At 67.5% G+C, this 17,323-nt stretch carries 28 protein-coding genes; 27 read left to right on the forward strand and 1 reads right to left on the reverse strand.

Features of this window, described 5'->3' with window-relative positions:
- The 10 genes from ACK4TE_RS02085 (at position 1) to ACK4TE_RS02130 (ending at position 4,372) form a co-directional block, all read left to right on the forward strand.
- Positions 1–597: a hypothetical protein gene (locus tag ACK4TE_RS02085; protein ID WP_409909814.1), complete on the forward strand. Its 597-nt coding sequence runs from the start codon at positions 1–3 to the stop codon at positions 595–597.
- A complete protein-coding gene (locus ACK4TE_RS02090; protein ID WP_409909815.1) occupies positions 597–1,115 on the forward strand; it encodes a hypothetical protein in 519 nt (172 codons plus the stop codon). Before ACK4TE_RS02085 ends, ACK4TE_RS02090 begins: the two co-directional genes overlap by 1 nt.
- Entirely contained in the window at positions 1,108–2,046 is a 939-nt protein-coding gene (locus tag ACK4TE_RS02095; protein ID WP_409909816.1) for a phage Gp37/Gp68 family protein, read from the forward strand. The genes ACK4TE_RS02090 and ACK4TE_RS02095 overlap by 8 nt, the downstream gene beginning before the upstream one ends.
- Positions 2,043–2,222 carry a hypothetical protein gene (locus tag ACK4TE_RS02100; RefSeq protein ID WP_409909817.1) on the forward strand — a complete coding sequence of 60 codons (180 nt, stop codon included), beginning with the start codon at positions 2,043–2,045 and terminating at the stop codon, positions 2,220–2,222. The genes ACK4TE_RS02095 and ACK4TE_RS02100 overlap by 4 nt, the downstream gene beginning before the upstream one ends.
- On the forward strand, positions 2,219–2,710 hold the full coding sequence (locus ACK4TE_RS02105) for a hypothetical protein (RefSeq protein ID WP_409909818.1): 492 nt from the start codon (positions 2,219–2,221) through the stop codon (positions 2,708–2,710). The genes ACK4TE_RS02100 and ACK4TE_RS02105 overlap by 4 nt, the downstream gene beginning before the upstream one ends.
- Positions 2,710–3,126 carry a hypothetical protein gene (locus ACK4TE_RS02110; RefSeq protein ID WP_409909819.1) on the forward strand — a complete coding sequence of 139 codons (417 nt, stop codon included), beginning with the start codon at positions 2,710–2,712 and terminating at the stop codon, positions 3,124–3,126. Before ACK4TE_RS02105 ends, ACK4TE_RS02110 begins: the two co-directional genes overlap by 1 nt.
- A gap of 121 nt (positions 3,127–3,247) precedes the next feature.
- Entirely contained in the window at positions 3,248–3,424 is a 177-nt protein-coding gene (locus ACK4TE_RS02115; protein ID WP_409909820.1) for a hypothetical protein, read from the forward strand.
- Positions 3,424–3,696 (forward strand): DUF4031 domain-containing protein, encoded by a 273-nt coding sequence (locus ACK4TE_RS02120; protein WP_409909821.1) that lies wholly within the window; start codon positions 3,424–3,426, stop codon positions 3,694–3,696. The genes ACK4TE_RS02115 and ACK4TE_RS02120 overlap by 1 nt, the downstream gene beginning before the upstream one ends.
- Positions 3,696–3,974, forward strand: coding sequence for a hypothetical protein (locus ACK4TE_RS02125; RefSeq protein ID WP_409909822.1), 279 nt, complete (start codon positions 3,696–3,698; stop codon positions 3,972–3,974). Before ACK4TE_RS02120 ends, ACK4TE_RS02125 begins: the two co-directional genes overlap by 1 nt.
- The gene (locus ACK4TE_RS02130; protein ID WP_409909823.1) at positions 3,974–4,372 is read left to right on the forward strand and encodes a hypothetical protein; all 399 of its coding nucleotides are present in this window, start codon (positions 3,974–3,976) and stop codon (positions 4,370–4,372) included. Before ACK4TE_RS02125 ends, ACK4TE_RS02130 begins: the two co-directional genes overlap by 1 nt.
- Positions 4,373–4,379: 7 nt before the next feature.
- Here ACK4TE_RS02130 and ACK4TE_RS02135 read toward each other — a convergent pair whose 3' ends face one another.
- The gene (locus ACK4TE_RS02135) at positions 4,380–4,634 is read right to left on the reverse strand and encodes a hypothetical protein (protein ID WP_409909824.1); all 255 of its coding nucleotides are present in this window, start codon (positions 4,632–4,634) and stop codon (positions 4,380–4,382) included.
- 60 nt (positions 4,635–4,694) lie between these two features.
- Here ACK4TE_RS02135 and ACK4TE_RS02140 point away from each other — a divergent pair, with 60 nt between their 5' ends.
- The 17 genes from ACK4TE_RS02140 to ACK4TE_RS02220 all read left to right on the forward strand — a co-directional run bounded on the left by ACK4TE_RS02140 (position 4,695) and on the right by ACK4TE_RS02220 (position 17,295).
- Positions 4,695–5,144: a nuclease gene (locus ACK4TE_RS02140; protein ID WP_409909825.1), complete on the forward strand. Its 450-nt coding sequence runs from the start codon at positions 4,695–4,697 to the stop codon at positions 5,142–5,144.
- 93 nt (positions 5,145–5,237) lie between these two features.
- Complete coding sequence (locus ACK4TE_RS02145; protein ID WP_409909826.1) at positions 5,238–6,383, forward strand: hypothetical protein; 1,146 nt, start codon at positions 5,238–5,240, stop codon at positions 6,381–6,383.
- A gap of 121 nt (positions 6,384–6,504) precedes the next feature.
- Complete coding sequence (locus tag ACK4TE_RS02150; protein ID WP_409909827.1) at positions 6,505–7,461, forward strand: hypothetical protein; 957 nt, start codon at positions 6,505–6,507, stop codon at positions 7,459–7,461.
- A gap of 206 nt (positions 7,462–7,667) precedes the next feature.
- Positions 7,668–8,150, forward strand: coding sequence for a hypothetical protein (locus tag ACK4TE_RS02155; RefSeq protein WP_409909828.1), 483 nt, complete (start codon positions 7,668–7,670; stop codon positions 8,148–8,150).
- 90 nt (positions 8,151–8,240) lie between these two features.
- Positions 8,241–8,729 (forward strand): phage terminase small subunit P27 family, encoded by a 489-nt coding sequence (locus ACK4TE_RS02160; RefSeq protein WP_409909829.1) that lies wholly within the window; start codon positions 8,241–8,243, stop codon positions 8,727–8,729.
- On the forward strand, positions 8,704–10,410 hold the full coding sequence (locus tag ACK4TE_RS02165; protein ID WP_409909830.1) for a terminase large subunit: 1,707 nt from the start codon (positions 8,704–8,706) through the stop codon (positions 10,408–10,410). The genes ACK4TE_RS02160 and ACK4TE_RS02165 overlap by 26 nt, the downstream gene beginning before the upstream one ends.
- 2 nt (positions 10,411–10,412) lie before the next feature.
- Positions 10,413–11,651 (forward strand): phage portal protein, encoded by a 1,239-nt coding sequence (locus ACK4TE_RS02170; protein ID WP_409909831.1) that lies wholly within the window; start codon positions 10,413–10,415, stop codon positions 11,649–11,651.
- Entirely contained in the window at positions 11,629–12,345 is a 717-nt protein-coding gene (locus ACK4TE_RS02175; protein ID WP_409909832.1) for an HK97 family phage prohead protease, read from the forward strand. The genes ACK4TE_RS02170 and ACK4TE_RS02175 overlap by 23 nt, the downstream gene beginning before the upstream one ends.
- A gap of 12 nt (positions 12,346–12,357) precedes the next feature.
- Positions 12,358–13,698, forward strand: a complete 1,341-nt coding sequence (locus ACK4TE_RS02180; RefSeq protein ID WP_409909833.1) for a phage major capsid protein — start codon at positions 12,358–12,360, stop codon at positions 13,696–13,698.
- A gap of 76 nt (positions 13,699–13,774) precedes the next feature.
- The gene (locus ACK4TE_RS02185) at positions 13,775–14,218 is read left to right on the forward strand and encodes a hypothetical protein (protein ID WP_409909834.1); all 444 of its coding nucleotides are present in this window, start codon (positions 13,775–13,777) and stop codon (positions 14,216–14,218) included.
- A 5-nt stretch (positions 14,219–14,223) separates the two neighbouring features.
- On the forward strand, positions 14,224–14,904 hold the full coding sequence (locus ACK4TE_RS02190) for a head-tail connector protein (RefSeq protein ID WP_409909835.1): 681 nt from the start codon (positions 14,224–14,226) through the stop codon (positions 14,902–14,904).
- 8 nt (positions 14,905–14,912) lie between these two features.
- On the forward strand, positions 14,913–15,089 hold the full coding sequence (locus ACK4TE_RS02195) for a hypothetical protein (protein WP_409909836.1): 177 nt from the start codon (positions 14,913–14,915) through the stop codon (positions 15,087–15,089).
- Complete coding sequence (locus ACK4TE_RS02200) at positions 15,086–15,439, forward strand: head-tail adaptor protein (protein WP_409909837.1); 354 nt, start codon at positions 15,086–15,088, stop codon at positions 15,437–15,439. Before ACK4TE_RS02195 ends, ACK4TE_RS02200 begins: the two co-directional genes overlap by 4 nt.
- Positions 15,423–15,866, forward strand: coding sequence for a hypothetical protein (locus ACK4TE_RS02205; RefSeq protein ID WP_409909838.1), 444 nt, complete (start codon positions 15,423–15,425; stop codon positions 15,864–15,866). Before ACK4TE_RS02200 ends, ACK4TE_RS02205 begins: the two co-directional genes overlap by 17 nt.
- Positions 15,863–16,291, forward strand: coding sequence for a DUF3168 domain-containing protein (locus ACK4TE_RS02210; RefSeq protein ID WP_409909839.1), 429 nt, complete (start codon positions 15,863–15,865; stop codon positions 16,289–16,291). Before ACK4TE_RS02205 ends, ACK4TE_RS02210 begins: the two co-directional genes overlap by 4 nt.
- Before the next feature lie 24 nt (positions 16,292–16,315).
- Positions 16,316–16,804, forward strand: a complete 489-nt coding sequence (locus ACK4TE_RS02215; protein ID WP_409909840.1) for a phage tail tube protein — start codon at positions 16,316–16,318, stop codon at positions 16,802–16,804.
- The gene (locus tag ACK4TE_RS02220; RefSeq protein WP_409909841.1) at positions 16,804–17,295 is read left to right on the forward strand and encodes a GTA-gp10 family protein; all 492 of its coding nucleotides are present in this window, start codon (positions 16,804–16,806) and stop codon (positions 17,293–17,295) included. The genes ACK4TE_RS02215 and ACK4TE_RS02220 overlap by 1 nt, the downstream gene beginning before the upstream one ends.
- Positions 17,296–17,323 lie beyond the last annotated feature (28 nt).

A 17,323-nucleotide genomic window follows, 5' to 3' on the forward strand; every position in this document is an offset into this window, starting at 1 on the left:
ATGACCGCACCTGCTGACCTGATCCCTGCGCGCCTGTCGGCGCTGAAAGCCGGGCAGAGCGTGATCTCCCGCGAGCTCGGGCCCTGCCTGCCGGACGGGGCGCACACGGTCTGCCGAGCGCCGGACGGCCTGTTCCTGCCGTGTGCGGACGGGCGGCATTATCTCGACGGCCAGACGCTCGAGGACGGCGACACGCTGGCCGGGCTGTTCCTGGCGCCGGAGCTGGAGACCGTGGCGGCAGAGGATGAGCTGACGCGCTGGCTCGATGCATCGGGAGATCCGGGCGGGGCGCCGGCCGGGACGCTGGACGCCGCCGAGGCGATGCTGCGCGAGCGCCGCCGCCAGATCGTCGCCGAAGGCTTCGATCCGCAGGCGGATGACCGTTATACCGATGGCCAGCTCGCCCGCGCGGCGGCCCGCTATGCCGTCTGGAACATCCTGCCGGAAACCGGCCGGGCGATGATCGTCTGGCTGTGGCCGTTCGCGGCCGGCTGGTTCAAGCCGCGCACCCACCGCGAAAACCTGGTGCGCGCCGGCGCCCTGATCCTGGCCGAGATCGAACGCCTCGACCGCAAGGCTGCACGGGAGGGCGTGTGATGGCTGACTGGCAGGGAAGTTGCGAAGGGTGCGGGCTGAAAGTGTTCGGCGGGACGTGTCCTGACGGTGTCTCGCCCGCGCTCTGGCGGCAGTGTGGTGCGCTGCGCTCGCGGGTTTACACCGCCGCTGTCATTTGGAGTGAAGAGCGTAGGGATCCGCATCCGGATACCGTCGCGCTGCTGCAGCGGCTGAACATCACCCGTCAGGATGCGGAGCTGTTGCTAGCTGACCATGCTCGCTATCGTGACGCGGTGCGCGAGATCGAGGGCTATATCGGGACTGAGGCGCAACGCTCTATCGCAGGCATACTGGTGAACGGTCAGAGCCCTGATGTTTTCTGCCGCAATGATCCGATGCGCATGGCGGCGTTTGTCGAGGCAGCCATCGGGAGCCTCAACCTCGTCGACGGGCAGCGCAACATGTCCGAGATTTGGGCGGCGGCCGCCGAGATCAGCCGCAAGGCCGAGGAAGCCCTCGGCGAACTGGGCGCGCCGGATGTGGAGATGGATTGTGGCTGAGGAGACCCGCATCGAATGGGCTGACCACACGTTCAATCCGTGGATCGGCTGCACCAAGGTCTCGCCGGCCTGCGATCATTGCTATGCCGAGGCGCAGGCCTCTCGCTACTGGCCGGATGAGCAGCTCTGGGCAGGAAAGCGTAAGCGCACCTCGGCCAACAACTGGCGCCAGCCGCTGAAGTGGAACCGTCAGGCTGCGGAGTTCCGCGCGGCGCATGGCCGCCCGCCGATGGTGTTCTGCGCGAGCCTCGCGGACGTGTTCGACAACCAGGTTCCGGACGACTGGCGGCGCGACCTCTGGGCGCTGATCGAGGCGACGCCGGACCTGATCTGGCTGCTGCTGACCAAGCGGCCGCAGAACATCCGGAAGATGCTGCCGATGAGCGTGCATAAGCCGGGCCTCGACGCATGGGGCGCGGGCTGGCCGAACGTCTGGCTCGGCACGACCGTCGAGAACCAGGCCGAAGCGGACCGGCGCATCCCGCACCTGCTGGCGGTGCCTGCGGCGAAGCGCTTTCTGAGTTGTGAGCCATTGCTGGGGCCGGTGGATCTGGATTGCTGGCCGGAAAGCGGATGTTCCCGCAACTGGCTCGATGATGAAAAGGGCATCGACTGGGTCATCGCGGGCGGCGAGAGCGGCCCGCACGCGCGGCCCTCGCATCCGGACTGGTTCCGGGGCCTGCGCGACCAGTGCGCCGCGGCGGGTGTGCCCTTCTTCTTCAAGCGGTGGGGTGAATGGAGCGCCAGCGCTTTCCACCCCGGTTTTGAAGATGCGCCCGTAAGTGTCGAGAGCGGACGCCTGCGCGAGCCGATCCGTGTGCTGAGCGATGGCGACGAAGACGTGATCTGGATGTCGCGCGCCGGAAAGAAAGCCGCCGGCCGAATGCTCGACGGCGTGATTCACGACGCAAGGCCGGAGGTGAGGTCATGATCTCCGCGTTCTTCTTCATCCTGGCGTCGGGATTATTTTCGTATCAGGCGGCGAGGGCGGCGCACCGGAAACAGTGGGCGCCGATGATCATTGCTTCGATTTCATCCGTCAATCTCTTCACGCTCGGGATGCTTCAGATGGTGCTCATCACAATTCTGGCAGAGGCGCGCTCGTGACCGCGATCTCTCTCTCAGTGCGCCAGCCCTGGGCATGGGCGCTGATCCATGGCGGCAAGGTTGTCGAGAACCGCGGACGGGTGCCGGCGGGCTCTTGGCGGCTCGTCGGCCGCCGGGTGTTCATCCATGCGGCGAAGGGTATGACGCGCGCCGAGTATGAGGACGCCTGCCGGTTCATGCAGTCGATCGGTGTGGATTGTCCGCGCCCGGATCAGTTGCCGCGCGGCGGCGTGATCGGGACGATGCGCCTGGCCGCAATCATCAGCGACGTCGAGAGCCCGGTCGGCACAGTTGTGCTCGCGGGAGAAGAAGGGGCGGACGATATCGGCCACAGCTCGTGGTTTTTTGGGCCCTACGGCCTCGTCATGGAAGCGCCGCTCGCCATCGTGCCGATGCCGGGACCGGGTCAGCTCGGCTGGTTCGATTTCCGGGAAGGCGGGGCGTTCGACGCGCCGAAACCGTGGATGCGCAACTGGGAGGCTGTCTGATGCGGCCGGTCCTGCATGTCGCCTGCAACGATCCGGACAATGGCCTGTTCGATCATTGCGCACCGCAGCTCAGCATATTCGATGCCGAGTTCTGCTGCGTGAGCATGCGGCCGCCGCGCTTCGCCGAGCTTTGGGGCAAGGGGCCGAAGGGCGGCGATGCGGTGCGCCTGGCGGGAAAGGTCTGGCCGGTGACGGGCAGCAGGGAATGGGTCGGCAACTGGTGCTGGAATTCCTACGCGATCGGCGACGCGAAGCGCACGGCCGGATGGTGGATGGTTGACTTCGTCAAGTGGCTGCGCGGCCGCAGGCTTTATTCCTGCGATGTTGCGCAGATCGATTTCTTCAACTGGTTCAACTCCGATCAGCAGCTGCCGGATGCACGCATCCACGAGCTGATCTTCGAACTGCGAGACTGACACATGGAAACGCTGATGATCTTTCTGGTGGGATTGGTGACGGGCGTCGGGTGCGGGGTGGTGATCGCTGCCTTTGCGGCGGCGAACCGGCGCGCGCCGGAGATCCGCGAGGAGGACGGCGATGTCTGAGCGCACGCCTGCCGGCAAGGCCCTTGTGACCCTTTTCGGCTACCTGCTGAGCCCGCTGATCCCGATCGTCATCGGCCTGTTCATGCTTCTCGCCGCCACCCTGTGCATCGTCTTCAGCCCCGTACTGGGGCCGCTGATCATCGCATTGAACCGGGGAGAGAAGATCTGATGGCCGTCTATGTCGATGACATGCACACCTCGCCGCTCGGCCGCCTCGGGCGCATGAAGATGTGCCACATGATAGCCGACACGCGCGAAGAGCTGCTGGCGATGGCAGACCGGATCGGCCTCGACCGGCGCTGGCTGCAGAAGGCCGGGACGGCGCAGGAGCACTTCGATGTCAGCCTGGCGAAGCGGGCCGAAGCCGTGAAGGCGGGCGCAGTCGAGATCACGATGCGCGAGCTGGCGATGAAGACACGGGCGAAGCGGGAGGCGCTGTGATGGGCTGGGCAAAGAAGATATCCGGCGCCAACCTGATCATGCGCGCCCCGAAAGGCGAGGAAGACCGCGTTGGCGACCTGCATGTGTTCCGCAACCGCGGCGGGTTGATCTCGGCCTGGGCGCTGAGCGACGAAGAGGTCGCCGAGATCGTCCGTACCCGCACCGTTTACCTGAACATCATGGGCGGCGGCATGCCGCCGGTATTCGTCGCCGCAGAATCCGAAATGCGGGCCTTCAGCCTCGACTATGGCGGCATCCTGCCGCCGCAGGAGGTTTGATGGGTACGCGTACGGAAACGATGGTGCAGCCGTTGTTGCCGGGGCTTCGTTTGCCACTGGTGACGGGCATCGATGGCGACGGGCCTGTGGTCGCAGAGAGCGCCTGCGAGGTGATCGGCTTTCGCGACCCGAAGCGGCGGTACCTGCACGCGGAAGTCCTGATCCATCAGCAGGCGGATCATCAGTGGATATGGGCCATCTGCTATGGCGCAGAAGAAAGCGGCGGCGGCTATCTGCCGGGCCCGAAATGGGGAAAGTTTGCCGCTTGCCGCGAGGATGCGCTGGTGTTTGCGCTGGATGAGCTGACCGGGCGCGTGCGGCGCGGCGCGCGGGCCACGCCGTTCGCGCGGAAGATCATCGCCTGGGCGCAGGCGAAGCGCGATGAGGTGTCGGCATGAGCCCCGTTCAGGATTTCTCCGGGTCCGCCCAGCTGGCGCGGCCGTCCGTAGGGCCGGGGATTGTGATGCCGGGCGCGCGCGTAGCGCTGGGCGTGATGTCGAACGGGCCGGCGAGGCTGGCGGCGAGCTCGCGGGCGAGCGCCTTGCGGGCGGCGTCAGCGCCGTGTGGCTGGGCGAGCTCGCGCAGGCGGCTCTTGCGCGTGACGGCCAGGCGCACCGCAAGATGCGTCTCGAGGGCGGCGAGGGTTTCGGCATCGATCATGACTTGCGCTCCGTTCCGGGGATGTTCTCTTAGGCCCGAATTCCACCGGAGGGAAGGAACATGACGGAATCAGCTGTGAACGCCTATCGAACCCGGCCTGCCTGCCGCCGGGCGGGCCTGTGGGCAGGCCTGTGGATGCTTGGCGCCTGCGCCTCGCCGGGCGCCGCGGCTCAGGGCCTCCCGATGGTGCGCGACTGCGCGCCCGGCGGGTTTGTCGGCTTTCCGGAGACCGTCTGGACGGCTGAGGCGACCGCCGTGATCGATGGCGACAGTTTCTGCCTGGGTGAGGCCGAGATCCGGCTCAGGCGCTTCAATGCGCCGGAATGGGACGAGCCGGGCGGCCCGGAGGCGCGGGCCGTCCTGGCGCAGATCCTCGCCGCGCGCGGCCCGGTCACCTGCGAGGCAAAAGCCCGCCACGGCGACCGCGTGATCGCCGCCTGCACGCTGGCCGATGGGGAGAGCCTCGACGACGCGCTCCGGAATGCCGAAACGCCCCGCGACGGACCCTGACGCCCGCCTGACCTGATTTCCTGACCTTTCCACACGCCCGGCCGGGGCCTTCGCGGCGCCGGACGCCTTTTTCATGCCCGGAGGGCCCTGCCCATGTCATTCGAGCTCGGTGAATCCGTCCGCCGGTGCGGCCTCGAAACCGGGGGCCGGCGTGACCTCTTGGAAGCGCTTGCGACCTATGCGGATGACGAGACGGGCCTTGCCACGGTCTCGCAGCTGTCGCTGGCGCTGCACGCGGGCCTCACCGAGCGCCATGCGCGGCGCATCCTGGCCCAGCTCGTCACCGATGACCGCCTCGAGGGCCTTGTGCGGCTGATCTCGGCACCCAGGGGGCGCGGGCGGACGGCGGTCTACCGTCTGCACCTGGAGCGCGTCGAGCCGCTGGCGGCAGCGGTCAAGATCGCGCAGCGGGCCTGCCATGCGGGCGCCGCCAAGGCGCTGATGGCCTCCGGGCTCGTCGGCGCGGCGCTCTCTCCGCACAACATGCGGCGCGTGTTCGGTTGCCTGCGCAGCCTGTGCCTTGCCGAAGGGCAGGCGCCTGCCGCTGCCGCCATCGCCGCCCAGGCGGCCCTCTTCGAAGCGGCGCTCGCCGCCGAAGCGCCCGGCATGCTCGCGGACGGCTCGCCGCTGCCCTTCGGGCGGCTGGCGAAAAGCCCTCTGCCCGCTTGTGGAAAGCCTGTGGAAAAGCGGCCCGGAAACCCGGACATTTTGTCCGAAAACCCGGACATTTTGTCCGGACCCCATAATAAGGATTCTTCCCCCTCAAGGATTACCCCCCTTTCGCGCGACCCCGCGCGCGAGGGCGCTGTGGATTGCCCGGTGACGGACGCAAAACCGGCGGCAGCGCCCGGGGAGCGCGCGCAGGGCTTGCAGGGGGTCTGTGAGGCTGCCGGAGCGCCCCCCACACGCGAAGTGCCTGCGGAGGGACCTGACGCGGCCCCAAAACCGGCAAAAGCGCTGCTCTCGGCCGCAACGGCGACCGGCGGGTTCCTGATCGATCCAGAAGCCGTTCTCGGCCACCTGACCGGCGGGCGCGAAGCCGTCCGCGCCTTTCTCGAGGCTTTCCGCCACCGCCCGGCCCGCGTCACGCCGCAGGGCGTCCTGGCCATCGCCGCCAGCGGCGCCGGGGAGGCTTTCACGCTGGCGCGCGACTGGATCGATCCGCTCCTCGCCTGGGCTGCTGAAAGCGGGCTTTCAGGGGTGGTTTTCGAAGAGGGCCAGCCGCGCGGGCCGCCTTGACCGGTGTGCTCGGCGCGGATGGCCGCTGCGCGGCCGCGCCTGTGCCTTCGCCTTGCTCGTGGGGTGCCTGCCGCGAGCGTTCCGCCGAATAATCCGCCCTCTGACGATTGGACCTGCCCAGATGCCCCGCGCCCGCCCCCGTCCCGCCCTTTCGCTCACCCTGTCGCCTCAGCGCCGATCTGAGCTGGCGGCCTATGCTGCCGAAGTCAAACGCGCCGGAGAAGCTGCGCGCAAGCGGCGTGAAGGCGCCGTGAAGCCCCCGGGCGAAGCAGCGGAAGGCCGGGCGGCGGCAGGGCGGCGCCTGCGCAGCGCGAAGCGGCGCGCGAGCCTCACTGAAACCCTGACGCTGCGGATGGCGCGCCTGCGGGGAAAACTGGCCGAGGCGCAGCGTGAGGGCGCCTGGGAGCTGGCCGTCACCCTCAACCGGCAGATCGTCGAAACGCGGCGCAAGCTCACCTTGGCCGAAAGCCGCGCCGCGGCACGGGCCGACAAGCTCGCCCGGCGCGGACGCGGCCAGACGCGCGACCGTTTCGCCCAGCTGGTCAAAAACTCGGACCGGCTCAGCGACGTGCATCTCGAGATCGCCGATGCGCTGCGCGACCAGGTGCTGATGGCAGGTATGGCAGGCGGAACGCCCGGCGCACGCTCAGGACAGGCCGGCGACGGCAAGGGCGAAATGCGCACGGTGCTCAGCATCGTGGGACTGGTCGAGCTGGGCGAGGATTACTGGGGCGGGCTCGGCACGCCGGGCGTCGGTGGCGACTGGGCCGGCGGGCGTAAACGCTCGATCCGGCGGGTCTGCCGGGCGAGTGACGGTGGGGCGGCGGCCGCTGCGGACGCGGTGCGCAAGGCGCGGATGCTGGCGCGCACCTTCGCGGAGGCGTGCCGTGATTCTGCCGGCGATCATCCGTGGGCGGCCGAGGTCGCGGTGCGCGTGATTCTGCTCAATCAGGATCTCTGGGGTGCTGTGCAGGCGTGCGCTGCCATCCGGAAAACAGACGGGCTGAAGATCGCGGAAATCGTAATGGCTGCAGGGCTTGAGGCGGTGGCGCCGAAGGTCGGCGTGGCTGTGGAATAATGAGGGGGTGTTGACATGGGAACCGGAAAACCCTTCCTTTCGCCACGTTGCAGAGCTGTGGCCGAAGCGCTCCGGCGCGCACACCACCGGCCCTCCGGCCCTGGCCCTGCAGCGTCCTTCTTGCACACAGAGAGCCTGGCAGCGCCGCTGGTGCGCTCCGCAACTGCCGTCCCGGCAGCGCTGCCTTTTTTGTCAGGGTGCGGATGATGGCGATGCGGCCTCCGGTCATCGGGCCAAAGCGGGCAACGGGCGCAGCCCGGGTCAGCCCGGCGGACTATGGCGACCGCTCGGCGGCAGATCACGATCAGCGCGGCTCGGCGGCCAGCCGGGGTTATGGCGTCCGGTGGCGGGCGGCGCGGGCAACCGTGCTGCAGCGCGAGCCGCTGTGCCGTCCGTCGCTGAAGCTGGACGGGCGAACGGCTTCGGCTGACACGCTCGATCACTGGTATCCGCATTGCGGGCTGAGCTGGTTGTTCTGGCGCAAGGAGCTCTGGGTGCCGATGGCGAAGGCCTGGCATGACGGGCCGAAGCAGGAGCTAGAGGATCGCGGTGAGCTGGCGCTCGATGCGGCGGCGCTTGAGCTCGGGCTTCCCGTGCTGAGCGCGCTCGAGCCGCTGCGCGTCTGGGAGTGGCGGACGGCCTACGCCGAGGCCCGCAAGACCGGCCTGCGCCGCCCCTGGGGGGGGTAGAAAACCGTGGGGCCCCCCGTTCCGGGACCCGCGGCCCAATCAATCTTTGCGCCCGGGGTGTTTTTGGGCGGATTTTTTTTTGAGGTCGTCATGGCTGATGCTGACGAGCTGCCGGAAGAGGCGGCGCCGGAAGGCCTCGACGGGTCGATTCCGGGTGAACTTTCGAGCCGTGGAAGGGCAGTTTGGGCACAGGTTGTGCCCGATTTGATCAAGGCCGGGCGGGTTAAGCGCACGGATCAGCAGGCTTTGACCCGGTATTGCGACATGGTCGGCGATTACTGGGCCATGTGCGAGCAGATCCGCAACGAAGGCTCGACGATCCTGGTGCCGACGATCGCCAAGGACGGCGATGGCAAGGCCGGCGCGATGTGGCGCCGCCATCCGTTGCTGAATGAGCGCCGGGCGACCGCCCAGGCGCTGAAAGAGCTGGAAGACCGGTTCGGCATGACGCCGCTGGCGCGCGCCAACCTCACGCTCAAGCTGCTCGGACGGTCGGGCGGTGACGGCGATCTCTTCACACGTCCGGGGGCGGATGGAACCGAGGCCGGCGATGATGCCGACCCCGCCCGGTTCAACTAGGTTCAGGCTGGCGGGGCCGGATGATGCGGATGTCGCGGCCTTCGCCGAGCGGGTGCGTGAGCGCCGGCGGCTGAATGCGCAGCCGCGCCTCTGGGGCTATCGCGACCAGACAGGCGCGCTGTGGATCTTCGACCCTTACGAGGGCGACCGCGCGGTGCGCTGGATCGAAACCTTCTGCCGCCATCGCAAGGGCGAGTGGGCCGGTAAGCCGCTGAAGCTCGCGCCCTGGCAGCGCCGGATCATCCGGCAGCTGTTCGGATGGTTCGGCGCAGACGGATTCCGCAAGCACCGCACGGCCTGGATCGAGGTGCCGCGCAAGAATGGCAAGTCAACGCTCGCCTCTGCGATCGCGCTGTTCCTGCTTGTCGGCGACAAGGAACCGGCGGCCGAGATCTACTCGATCGCCGGCAGCGAGAAGCAGGCGAAGCTCGTCTATGACGACGCTGTCGCGATGGTCGGCGGGCACCCGAGGCTCGCCGCGGTCATCGAGGCGACGAAGCGCGGCATGGTGCACGGTGAGAGCGATTCCAGCTTCAAGCCGCTCGGCAAGGCCAACCAGCACGGCCTCAACCCGCACGGGGTCATCGGCGACGAGGTGCATGAGTGGAAGGGCCGCGACCAGTATGAGGCGATGACGACCGCCCAGGGGACACGGCGCCAGCCGCTGTCGGTGTTCATCACGACAGCAGGCCATGACCTCGCGAGCCTGTGCGGCGAGCTTCACCTGACGGCCCTTCAGGTTCGCCAGGGATTGCTCTACCGGCCGGACCTGTATGTCCGGATCTTTGCGGCGGCCGCCAATGACAACTGGGAAGACGAGGCGACCTGGGCCAAGGCGAATCCCGGCCTGAAGCATGGGGCGCCGAAGCTCTCAGCGCTGCGCGATGCCTACCGCAAGGCGAAACAGTCGAAGGCCGAAGAGAACAGCTTCAAGCGACTGCACCTCAACATCTGGACGGACAGTGTCACGGCCTGGATCAGCCGCGAAAACTGGGATGACCGCGCCCGCCCGATCGACTGGCAGAAGCTGGTGGGGGCGCGCTGCTATGCCGGGCTTGACCTGGCGAAGGTGAAAGACCTTTCCGCGCTGGCGCTGCTTTTCCCGCCGGACAATCCGGCGGCGCCGGGCAAATGGGTGCTCGCGCTCAAGTACTGGTGCCCGGCAGACAACATCCGGGAACGGACGAAAACGGACGGCGTGAACTACCAGGCCTGGGCCGACATGGGCCTGATCACGGCGACCGATGGTGAGGTGACAGACTTCGACCGGATCGAGGCGGACATCCAGGCGCTGCGCAAGTTGTTCCAGATTGAGGGCCTCGGCTTCGACCCGTTCATGGCGCAGCAGCTGGTGCAGCACCTGATCGATACGGGCCTTCCGTGTGCGGAGGTCCGGCAAGGGTTCCTGACGCTTGGCCCGCCTACGGCGGAACTCGAGCGGATGGTGATCGGCGACGAGCTCGTGCATGGCGGCCACGCCATCATGAACTGGAATGTCGCCAACACGGTGCTCGTCATCGACGATGCCGGCAACATGAAGCCGTCGAAAGTGAAGTCGGTGCGCCGCATCGACGGTGTGGCCGCAACGTTGAACGCGCTCGCGCTGTCGATGACCGTTGAAGTGAGCAAGCCTGCCGATCTGTCGGGCTTCCTGTCCAATCCTATCATCCGGGCGGCGTGAGCATGGGGCTGTTTGATTTCTGGCGCCGCAAGGTGATCCGGCTGACCGATGGCGGGTTCTGGTCGCAGTTCGCCGGCGGCGGAAGCCATGCCGGCGAGACGGTCTCGCAGGAGAGTGTTCTGCAGATTGGCGCGGCCTATGCCTGCGCCCGCAAACTGGCGGAAGGTGTGAGCTGCCTGCCGTTCTCGATGAACAAGGTGGACCGCCGCACGGGCGCCCTGGAACGGGCCGCCGATCACCGCCTGGTGCGGATCCTCGGCGACCAGCCGAACGCCGACCAGCCGGCGCAGCAATTCTGGGAGCTGGTGATGCTGCAGCTGGTGCTGCGCGGCAATCACTATTCGCTGAAACTCTCGACCGGCGGTACGCTCGATGCCCTCGAGCCGCTGCCGCCGCACCCGCAGACCTATTGCCGGCGCGATGCGCGCGGATACCGCGAGTTCGTCGTCACCTGCGGCCCGCGCAAGGGTGTATATCCGGAGGCGGAGGTTTTCTTCATCCCCGGCTTTGGTGAAGAGCTCGATTGCGGCCTGCCGGTGATCACCCTGGCGCGGCACACGTTCGGGCGCCTGCTGGCCCTGGAGCGCCACCAGTCGAACCTCATCCGCAACGGCGTGCGGCCGTCGATGATCCTGACCACCAAGGAAGGGGCCATCCTGACGCCGGAGCAGCGCCAGCAGGTGAAGGACAATATCGTCGCGCCGTTCACGGGCGCAGGGTCGGCCGGCGGCATGATGGTGCTCGAAGGCGGCTTCGACGTGAAGACGGTGACGATGACGCCGGCCGACGCGCAGATGCTTGAACAGTTCAAGTTCGGCGTCGAGGAGATCTGCCGCTGGTTCGGCATGCCGCCCTGGCTGGTCGGCTATACGGGGGCGGCGAGCAACTGGGGCACCGGCCTCGAGCAGCAATTCCGCGCCTATGCGACCCTGACGCTGCAGCCCTATGTCAAGCGCATCCTGGGCGAGGTGCGCCGCCAGCTGATGAGCCCGCAGGAGCGCGCGCGCGGCTATGAGCCCGCGATGCCGCTCGATGCCCTCTATGAGGGCGACAGCAAGACGATTGCCGAGGTGGCCGAGCGCTATGTGCGCGGCGGCATCAAGGCGCCCAACGAGATCCGCGCACAGCTCGGACTGCCGCCGAAAGACGGCGGCGATGAGCTGCGGATGCAGCAACAGATGGTGCCGGTTGCCGGCACGCAGCCCACGGAGCCTGATGATGAGCCGGATCCTGCCGCCTGAACCGAATCGTCCGTATGCGAAGCGTCTTGATGGCGCCTGCTACAAGGACTTCGCGTTCGAGATCAAAGCGACCAAGGACGGCGCCGAGTTCGAAGGCTATGGCTCGGTGTTCGGCAATGTCGATTCCTATAACGAAGTTGTCGCCCAGGGCGCGTTCGCGGATTCGATCAAGGATATCCGCAGCTCCGGCCGGCCTCTGCCGGTACTCTGGAACCACAATTCCGATGAACCGATCGGCAAGTATCTCGACCTGGTGGAGGACGAGAAGGGCCTGAAGGTGCGCGGCCAGCTTCTCACCAGCTCGGTCAACCGGGCCAAGGAAGTTGCCGCCATGATCGAGGCCGGCATCATCTCCGGCCTGTCGATCGGCTACTATGTCAACGGCTACACAATCGACGAAGAGACCCGCATCTGGACGCTGACCAAGCTCAAGCTGCGCGAGATCTCGGTCGTCACCTTCCCGGCGAATGACGAGGCCCGCATCGAGACGGTGAAGGCCAAGCTCGCCGCCGGCGGGCAGCTCACCAAACGCGAATTCGAGAAACTCCTGCGGGATGCAGGCTTTTCGAAAACCGAGTCCCTCCGGATCACGCGCGACGGATACTCGGCCTATACCGGCGAGCGGGATGCCGCCGATCAGACAGCGCTCAAAGCCGCGCTCGCGGAACTCCGCGACGCACTCTCAACTCACTGACGGAGACATCCCATGTCGAAGACCAATGCCGCGCTGTCGATGACAGCGCTCGCGGCCGCTGTGGCCGCGAACCCTGGCCTGTATGGCGAAAAGAAGGAAGGCGAGAGCGGGGCGAACGAAAACGCCGAGCTCGTCAAATCGATCAGCGACCTCGCCAAGGACTACAAGAAGAACCACGGCGAAATGACCGAGCAGCTCAGCAAGCTGACTTCCGGCCTCTCGGATACCGAGAAGGGCCAGAAGAAGCTGAAGGAGGATGTCGATGCGGCCCTCCTGAAGAACAGCGAGACGCTGACCACGCTCGAAGCGAAGCTGGCCGACCTCGCCCAGAAGGCCGGGCGGGCCGGCGGCGGCAATGATCCGTCCCCGGTCAAATCGATCGGCCAGCAGGTGGTCGAGAGCGAGGCCTTCAAGGGCTTCGAGGGCAAAAAAGGCCAGTCGGCCCGGATCAAGATCGAGGGCTCGATTGGCCTTAAGGCGATCACCTCCGTGCCGGAATCCGCAGGCCCGATGATCGCCAAGGACCGGCTTGATGGTGTCGTGCCGCTGGCCCGCCGCCGGATGACGGTGCGCGGCCTGCTCGCCCAGGGCCGCACCACGTCCAATGCCGTCGAGTTCGTGCGCGAGCTCGTCGTCACCAACAACGCCGCCGTGCAGGCGACGGAAGGCACCTCCAAGGCGGAATCCGATATCACCTATGAGCTCCAGGACGCCAAGGTTGCGACCATCGCTCACTGGATCAAGGTCTCGAAGCAGGCAATGGACGATGCGGCGGGGCTCGCCTCGCAGATCGATTCCCGCCTGCGCTATGGCCTTGCCTTCCGTGAAGAGCTGCAGCTGCTGCTGGGCTCCGGTAGCGGCGGCAACATCCGCGGGCTCGTCACCGCTGCGACGGCGTTCTCGACACCGATCGCGGCCGGCGGCGTGACCGCTCCGAACGCGATGGACGTGCTGCGCGTCGCCGCCCTGCAAGCCTCGGTCGCCGAATATGTGGCCTCCGGCTTTGTGCTCAACCCGATCGACTGGACGAAGATCGAGCTGACCAAGGACGGCCAGAACCGCTATATCATCGGCTACCCGGCCGGTGAGCTCGGCCCGACGCTGTGGGGCCTTCCGGTCGTGGCGACCAATTCCATGACCGCCAACAGCTACCTCACCGGCGCGTTCGACCAGGCGGCCCAGATCTTCGACCGCGAAGATCCGGAAGTCCTGCTCTCGACCGAAGACGGCAGCAACTTCATCCAGAATATGGTGACGGTGCTGGCCGAGGAGCGCCTGGCGCTGGCGATCTATCGCGGCTCCGCGCTGATCACCGGCACCCTGTCGGGTGGCATCACCGCCCTGACGACGTAAACGCGGCATGTCCGACTGCAGGGGGCGGCCCGGCCGCCCCCTGACCTGCGATCCCAAAACGTGAAGGAATGGCCCAATGAGCCAGAAAAAGCTGCCGGTGCTGGTTGCCACGCGACCCGTCCTCTACCGCGAAACCGTGTTCACTGAGGGCGAGCCCTATGTCGCGCGGTCAGTCGAGGAAGCCGCCGAACTTGAAGGCGAGCCGAGCTGGCGCCGCGCCACGAAGAAAGACCTCGACGCCTGGTCGACCCGGCTGTCGCGCGATCCTGCGATTGCCTATCTGCGCGAGCGCCCGCCGGTCACCGAGACGGAATATGATCAGCACCCGGAAGAGGCTGCCCGCGCCGCCGAAGAGGCGAAGGCGAAGGCTGAGCGCGAGGCTGAGGCGAAGGCCCAGGCCGAAGCAACACAAAAGGCCGCCGACGAGGCCCGCGCTGCGGCGGCTGCCAAGGGCAAGGCCGAGCCGGGCAGCCAGCCTGGCCCCAGCGGCGGCGCACCCGGGCCCGGCGGTATCGGCTGAGGCCCATGACCGCGCTGCAATCGCTCCGGCTGACCCGGCCGACCGAAGCGCTCGTCCCGCTTGCCAGCCTCAAGTCGCATCTTGTGGTCGAGCATGACGAGGACGATGCGCTGATCACCGCGCTGGGTGAGGCGGCCTATGAGCACCTGACCGGCCTCGACACGCCCTGGCAGCGTGTCTGGCTGCAGGAGCGCTGGCGCGATTACTGGCCAGACTTCTCCCGCCGGCCGCTCCTGCGGATGGCGCCCGTCATCGGCCTTCACCGCGTGACCTATATCAATACGGCGGGCATCGAAATGCTGATCAAGCCGGCGGCCTGCCGGATCCAGCGCGAGGCGGGCGGGGGGGTGCGCGTCGTGTTCGCCGAGGGCTATGAGCTGCCTTCGGATGTGGCCCCGCGGGAGGATGCGGTGCGCATCGACTATGAGGCGGGGTATGGCCCCGAGCCGGGCGACGTGCCCGCGCCTGTGGCGCATGCCGTCCGCCTGCTGGTGGGCCACTGGTACCGCAACCGCGAGGAAGTCGTGGTCAGCCAGGCAAGCCCGAAGGAATTGCCGATGGGCGTGAAGGCGCTGATGGCGCCGTTCCGGCGCATCGGAGTGGAGGCCTGGGACAATCCGCCGGCGGCGCAGGCCTCCGGCAGCGGCGAAACCGCCGTCGCGGGCGAAGCCCAGACGCCGGACTGAGAGGCAGCATGCAGGCGCGCATCATCCGGGCCCGGATCATCCGGGCGGCGACCTATCGCGCGCCGGAGGGCACCTGGCACCGCGACTATCCGGCGGGCTGGGAAGGGCCGATGAAGCGCGAACAGTTCGAGCAGCTGGCCGCGAAAGGTGCGGCCGTGGCGCTGCCGGAAGAGACAGACACATGAGCTGGGCGGGCAGGCTGCGCCACCGGGTGCAGGTGCTGAAGCGGGCCGCGCCGGTGGGGCGTGGGCGCGGCGCCTGGACGGCGGGCGCTTCGCGGCGCTGCGAGATCCGCTACCTGCGCGGCGAGGAAGCCGTGCGCGAGCGCGCCGAGGGCCGCGCCGTGGCGACGATCACCGTGCGGGCTGATGCCGAAACGCGCAGCTGGGGCAGTGATGCGCGGCTGCGCCAGCTGAGCCTGACCGCGCCCGCCTGGGCGGAATTCGATATCACCGGGGAGCCGGTGCCCGACGAGCTCGGCCAGTGGCTGACCTTCACCGTGATGCAGGGGGCCACGCGTGCTGAAGATGAGTAACAAGGACCTTGCCCGCCATGCGCGCAAGATGCGGCGGATGCCACAGCTGCTGAAGGATGAGGTGGCCAAGGCCGCGCGCCGCAATTCGGAACATTTCGCCGAGCAGCTGCGCAAGAACTATGCCGATGATCCGAACCTGCTGGCGACCGTCGATGCCTACGAAGTCAAGGGCACGTTCGGCATCGTCTGGGGTGTCAGCGTCGGCGATGACAAGGTGTTCTATGTGCGCTGGCGCGAGTTCGGCACAGCGGCGGGCGAGCGGGTCTATGGCCGCCGGACGCGGACTCCGGGCAAGGTCATGAACCATCCCGGCGCCGATGCGCGCCCAACCTTCTTCCCGACCTACCGGCTCAACCGCAAGACCTACCGCTCGCGGCTGCGGTCGGCCTCGACGCGCGCCGCGAAGAGACTGGCGGCGACGAAATGACCAATACCGATGCGGTGATCGGCGCCATCGTCGCGGCCCTGCTGGCAGATGCCGCCGTGACGGCTGCCTTCGCCGGCCGGCCGGTGCAGATCCTCGATGCACCGCCCTCGCGCTCGGCGGCGGGCCGTTCGGTCAAGGGCTATCCGGCTGTGATCGTCGCGGGCCTCGAGACAGAATTCGGCGAGGATTGCTCGCCTGACCGCCTCCGGGTGGAGATCGACGTGTGGGACCAGGGCGAAAGCGCCGGGCGGTGCCGCAACATCGCGCGGGCGGTGTTTGCAGCGCTGAACGGCGGGCTCAGCCTCGACGGCCATACGGTGAACTTCATCCGTCCCCAGCGCCTGCGCTCGATCGGTGACCCGGATCCGGGGATCGACCGCATCCGCATCGACGTGCTGCTGCACGTCACCGCCCACGCCCCGTAACCTGAACCTCGAAAGGAAACTCGGATGCCCGAGAGCGCCTATACCCACGCCAACACGGAGCGTGGCCGCCACTTCGTGCTGTATTTCGGAGAAGTCTCCGGCGAAACCACGACCTGGACGAAAACCTGCATCATCTCCGAGAGCAAGCAGCTCTCCTTCACCAAGAACATCAACACGACCACGATCTCGCGCGGCTGTGACACGCCGGGCGCCACGCCGGTCGAGATCAAGGATGTCACCTCGACGGGCATGAGCCTGTCGGGCTCCGGCTTCTATCGCGGCTGGGCGGCGTATGAAGAGATGCGCGCGATGCACGAATCCGTCGATCCGGTGCTGGTGAAGCTCGAGCATTATGACGCCATCAATGGCGGCGCCACCGGCGACCTGATCGGTGAGGAGACGGGCTCGGCCCATTTCATCCTGAACTCGATCGACATGCCGACCGATGGCCCGGCGGCCGTGCAGATCACGCTCGAGTTCGTCGGCATGACGGTGCTGGCTGACGCCGCCTGATGACGCCGCATAACCCGGTGCTGCCCGCCCTTGTCGGCGGGCAGCGCTTCGCCCTGGCGCTCCGCTTTGGCGAGTTGCAGCGGCTGGAAGCCGAAACCAGCACCGCCCTGGAAAAGCTCTTCTGGGCGATCAGCGGCGGTGAGGGAAAGCTTGCCGAGCTGAAAGCCGTGCTGCGTCTCGGCCTGACCGGCGGCGGGCTCACGGAAGCGGAAAGCGAAGTGACGGCGCAGCTGTGGATGGAGCAGCAGAGCCTGGTCGAGATGCGGGTGCTGGCGGCCGGCCTGCTGATGCACGCGCTGCGGCGGGCGAGCCCCGATGAAGTGGACTTCGAAGCCCTGGGAAAGGCTCTGGGGGAGGACGCCCTGTCTGGCGCACGCTCCCCGGAGGCTTCCTCAACTGGGCCGAATATTACGGCAACGCCGCCGCCGCCTTCGGGTGGACGCCGCAAACGGTCCGGGCGCTCACCTTCTGGGAATACGACTGCGCCCTGATCGGCCACGCTGCCGCAAACCGCCTGCC

Origin of the sequence: Hyphomonas sp., from assembly GCF_046313975.1 — a bacterium.
Taxonomy (GTDB): Bacteria; Pseudomonadota; Alphaproteobacteria; order Caulobacterales; family Hyphomonadaceae; genus Hyphomonas.

Bases quoted from the DNA above. Each gene is read 5' to 3' on its own strand.
- ACK4TE_RS02140 (WP_409909825.1), top strand. From the start codon at position 4,695: ATGACGGAATCAGCTGTGAACGCCTATCGAACCCGGCCTGCCTGCCGC.
- ACK4TE_RS02150 (WP_409909827.1), top strand. From the start codon at position 6,505: ATGCCCCGCGCCCGCCCCCGTCCCGCCCTTTCGCTCACCCTGTCGCCT.
- ACK4TE_RS02180 (WP_409909833.1), top strand. From the start codon at position 12,358: ATGTCGAAGACCAATGCCGCGCTGTCGATGACAGCGCTCGCGGCCGCT.
- ACK4TE_RS02090 (WP_409909815.1), top strand. From the start codon at position 597: ATGGCTGACTGGCAGGGAAGTTGCGAAGGGTGCGGGCTGAAAGTGTTC.
- ACK4TE_RS02220 (WP_409909841.1), top strand. From the start codon at position 16,804: ATGACGCCGCATAACCCGGTGCTGCCCGCCCTTGTCGGCGGGCAGCGC.
- ACK4TE_RS02085 (WP_409909814.1), top strand. From the start codon at position 1: ATGACCGCACCTGCTGACCTGATCCCTGCGCGCCTGTCGGCGCTGAAA.
- ACK4TE_RS02190 (WP_409909835.1), top strand. From the start codon at position 14,224: ATGACCGCGCTGCAATCGCTCCGGCTGACCCGGCCGACCGAAGCGCTC.
- ACK4TE_RS02145 (WP_409909826.1), top strand. From the start codon at position 5,238: ATGTCATTCGAGCTCGGTGAATCCGTCCGCCGGTGCGGCCTCGAAACC.
- ACK4TE_RS02125 (WP_409909822.1), top strand. From the start codon at position 3,696: ATGGGCTGGGCAAAGAAGATATCCGGCGCCAACCTGATCATGCGCGCC.
- ACK4TE_RS02165 (WP_409909830.1), top strand. From the start codon at position 8,704: ATGCCGACCCCGCCCGGTTCAACTAGGTTCAGGCTGGCGGGGCCGGAT.
- ACK4TE_RS02115 (WP_409909820.1), top strand. From the start codon at position 3,248: ATGTCTGAGCGCACGCCTGCCGGCAAGGCCCTTGTGACCCTTTTCGGC.
- ACK4TE_RS02195 (WP_409909836.1), top strand. From the start codon at position 14,913: ATGCAGGCGCGCATCATCCGGGCCCGGATCATCCGGGCGGCGACCTAT.
- ACK4TE_RS02215 (WP_409909840.1), top strand. From the start codon at position 16,316: ATGCCCGAGAGCGCCTATACCCACGCCAACACGGAGCGTGGCCGCCAC.
- ACK4TE_RS02130 (WP_409909823.1), top strand. From the start codon at position 3,974: ATGGGTACGCGTACGGAAACGATGGTGCAGCCGTTGTTGCCGGGGCTT.
- ACK4TE_RS02170 (WP_409909831.1), top strand. From the start codon at position 10,413: ATGGGGCTGTTTGATTTCTGGCGCCGCAAGGTGATCCGGCTGACCGAT.
- ACK4TE_RS02175 (WP_409909832.1), top strand. From the start codon at position 11,629: ATGAGCCGGATCCTGCCGCCTGAACCGAATCGTCCGTATGCGAAGCGT.
- ACK4TE_RS02210 (WP_409909839.1), top strand. From the start codon at position 15,863: ATGACCAATACCGATGCGGTGATCGGCGCCATCGTCGCGGCCCTGCTG.
- ACK4TE_RS02100 (WP_409909817.1), top strand. From the start codon at position 2,043: ATGATCTCCGCGTTCTTCTTCATCCTGGCGTCGGGATTATTTTCGTAT.
- ACK4TE_RS02135 (WP_409909824.1), bottom strand. From the start codon at position 4,634: ATGATCGATGCCGAAACCCTCGCCGCCCTCGAGACGCATCTTGCGGTG.
- ACK4TE_RS02155 (WP_409909828.1), top strand. From the start codon at position 7,668: ATGGCGATGCGGCCTCCGGTCATCGGGCCAAAGCGGGCAACGGGCGCA.
- ACK4TE_RS02110 (WP_409909819.1), top strand. From the start codon at position 2,710: ATGCGGCCGGTCCTGCATGTCGCCTGCAACGATCCGGACAATGGCCTG.
- ACK4TE_RS02160 (WP_409909829.1), top strand. From the start codon at position 8,241: ATGGCTGATGCTGACGAGCTGCCGGAAGAGGCGGCGCCGGAAGGCCTC.
- ACK4TE_RS02200 (WP_409909837.1), top strand. From the start codon at position 15,086: ATGAGCTGGGCGGGCAGGCTGCGCCACCGGGTGCAGGTGCTGAAGCGG.
- ACK4TE_RS02185 (WP_409909834.1), top strand. From the start codon at position 13,775: ATGAGCCAGAAAAAGCTGCCGGTGCTGGTTGCCACGCGACCCGTCCTC.
- ACK4TE_RS02120 (WP_409909821.1), top strand. From the start codon at position 3,424: ATGGCCGTCTATGTCGATGACATGCACACCTCGCCGCTCGGCCGCCTC.